Source organism: Rhodoferax sp. RT4P68, assembly GCF_056521305.1.
The window spans coordinates 1-3,150 of the sequence record NZ_JBWMBB010000040.1; the positions used below are offsets into that span (position 1 = coordinate 1).

At 66.7% G+C, this 3,150-nt stretch carries 1 protein-coding gene; it reads right to left on the minus strand.

The genetic code is table 11. The annotated features are described in order from the left end of the window. On the minus strand, window positions 1-3,150 hold a 3,150-nt coding region (locus AC099J_RS31500), incomplete at both ends, for a calcium-binding protein (protein ID WP_479619253.1).

Here is a 3,150-nt window from a genome sequence, read left to right on the forward strand (position 1 = left end):
GATTGCATCGTTGCCGTCGCCGATGGTGTAGGTGAAGGTGTCGTCGCCGTCGTCGCCGAAGAGCGCGTCATTGCCCGTGCCGCCGACGATGGTGTCGTCGCCCAGCCCCCCGCGCACCGTGTCCGCTCCGGCCGCGGCGTTCAGCGTGTCGTTGCCGTCCTGGCCATCGATGATGTTCACCGCACCGTCCAGCGTGATGGTGTCGTTGCCCTGGGTGCCGATCACGTTTTCGATCGTGTTCAGCGTGTCCGCACCACCCTGGCCGCCCGTCGAGGACACGGCGGTGACCGTCGCGCCGGTCGTCAGGGCCGACATGTCGTAGGTGTCGACACCGGCGCCACCGATGTAGCTGTCGTTGCCGTCACCGACGGTCGCCAGGAAGATGTCATTGCCAGCCGCGCCGTTCACCACGTCGGCCCCCTGGTCCCCTGTCATCGTGTCCGCTTCAGTGCCACCGTTGATGGCGTCTGCGCCCAAGCCACCGAAGATGGTGTCGTTGCCGGCTCCGCCGTTCACCGTGTCGGCCCCGTCGCCGCCGTCGAGCAGGTCGTCCTGGGCATTGCCGTTGAGCGTGTCCGCACCGCCGCCACCGAAGATCATGTCCTGCCCGGCGTTGCCGTTCAGCGTCTGTGCCGCAGCGTTGGCGGCGATGAAGTCGCCCACCACGATCGTCGGCGCCGAGGTCACGCTCTCCGGGTGGCCTTCAATGTCGGTGAAGCTCACGACGACGCGCAGCTGACGGTTGACCTGGTCCTGGCCTGGCGTGAAGCTGCCGTCCGTGGCGCCGGCGATGTTGGTGAAGGCGCCGCCTCCGCCCAAGGCACTTTGCTGCCACTGGAAGCTGAAGCCGTCGATCGTCGGCAATCCGTCCAGATCGGTGATCTCGTTGATCGCCTGCAGCGTCAATGTTTCCGTCGGTGTCGTGTCCGACACGCGGACCTGCCCTGCGGCCGCATTGTTGTTGCTCACGACCGGTGCGGTCGCAGCCGAGAACACGTTCTCCAGCACATCGTTGTCGTCCTTGTAGAGGGCGCGCACGCGCAGCGCCAGGCCGACCTCGAAGCCGCGCGGCGTGAACGTGGGGCCGGTCGCGCGCGCCGCTTCACCGCCCGCGTTCTCGATCAGGATGTCCTCGAAGATGCCGGGCCGCACTTCGGCCTGCCAGAAGTAGGTGACGGGGCCGGTGATGGTGCCCGACGGGTTGGAACCCGTGATGTTGTCGGCGTCAGTGATGCCCAACGCCGAAGCGGTCAGCATCTGGTCCTCGGTCGGCGTGGTGTCGTTGATGGTGAGGAAACCGTCGGGGTCTGCGTTCAGGCCGCCCAGCACCAGGGCCTGGTCGGAGAACTGCAGGCGCTCGATGTTCCTCACCACATCACTTCCGTCCGATCCCGGGTCGCCGTCGATGATGTGGCTCACCACCAGCTGGCCCGCGTCGTTGGTGCTGATGTCGTAGTTGGCCAGGACATCGGAAAACACGGCGGTGTCGAAGTCGGCATCCGGTGCCGTGAGGATTTCGCGGACCATCCGGATGTCACCCGGGTTCAGCTCGCCCGAGAACACGCGCGCCTGCAACTCCGTCATGCTGCTGGCGCGCACCGTGCCGACGCCACCTACCCCGGGCGCTTCCAGCTGCACGTTCAGCCAGGCGTCGCCGTCGAGGATGTCGTCGCCGCCGCGGCCTTCGAGCACGTCGCTGCCGCCGCCGCCCAGGATGATGTTGCCGGCGAACGACGTCACCGGGCTGCCCAGCGAGGAGTCGAGGAAGCCCTGCAAGCCATCGATGAGCGAGATGTGGGTCAGCACGCTTCCTGTCGCCCCGGACAGGGCCATCGCGGCCGCATCGTTGTCGTCACCGCGCAGGAAATCGCCGAACGCCGAGCCCGACAGCCCTTCCGTCGAAGTGAAGCGCGCCAGCACCGTCGCGTTGGACAGCGGTACCGGCGTCTCGTCGAAGGCGCGCAGCAGCAGGTCCGCCGTCACGCCGTACCGGTCGTCCTTGAAGCTCGCCCAGTCGAAGCCGGACCCGCCTTCGTAGCGGTCGACCTGACCGCCATTGCCGACCATGATGTCGTCGCCGCCCTCCCCGTCCATCCGGTCGGAAATGGTGTTGCCGATGAACACGTCGTGGCCCACCGTCTGGTCGCGCGAGAACGCATCGAAGTTCTCGCCGGCACTGCCATCGGCCATGCCGAGCTCGATCCAGTCATCGCCTTCATTGCCGAACACGAACTCGTTGCCACGCGCGCCCAGGATGAAGTCGTTGCCGGGGCCGCCGAACGCCTCGGAGGGGTCTCGCCCGGTGACGATGAAATCGCTGCCGAAGCCGCCCAGGATCAGATTGGCGCCGTTGCCGCCGTGGATGGCGTCGTTGCCGTCGCCGCCTTGCATGTTGTCGTCGCCACCCAGGTCCGTCATGATGTCGTCGCCAGCGCCGCCCAGCACGAAGTCGTTGCCGTCGCCGCCCTCGAGGCGGTCGTTCCCACCGTCGCCGTAGAGCGTGTCATCACCGAGGCTGGCGATGAGTGTGTCGTCTGCCTCGCTGCCGCCCAGCACAACGTGCTCGTCGCCCGTGTAGTGCAGGTAGTGCGGATCGGGCGCCGCTGTGCCGGGGTTGTTCCGGATCACGTCGCCGAGCGGGTCGTCGCGCCCATCCGGGCCCAGCCCGGTGAACTGCTTCGTGTCGTCGACCTCGAGGATGAAGCCGGGCGTCGTAAAGATGTCGCCCGGCAGGTGGGTCGCATCGGTGTTGGCCATCACCATCCGGGCGAAGGAGTTGTTCTCCAGCTCGGTGAGGAAGTTCAGGCCTTGGGTGCGCTCCAGGTAGTAGAACCGGTCGCCGTCCTGCAGCTTCTCCATCTGCTCTTCGAAGACGAAGTTGAAGGTCGATCCCAGCAGGCCGCCGAAGGGCATCTGCTTTTCGGCCAGGCCGCCGATCCAGAAGTCGATCGCGTCGACCCCGGTGATGGTGACGCCGTTCGACCCGTTGGCATAGTCGCCCGTGCTGTTCAGGAAGGCCATGCGGTCTGCGTTGAAGGCAGTCGCATCCGCCCCTGTCAGGTCCGGGTCGCCGAACACCAGGTTCATCGCCGCTGCGCGCTTGCCAGCCACCGAACTCTCACTGACGATGGTCGCATGCGTGCCGTAGGC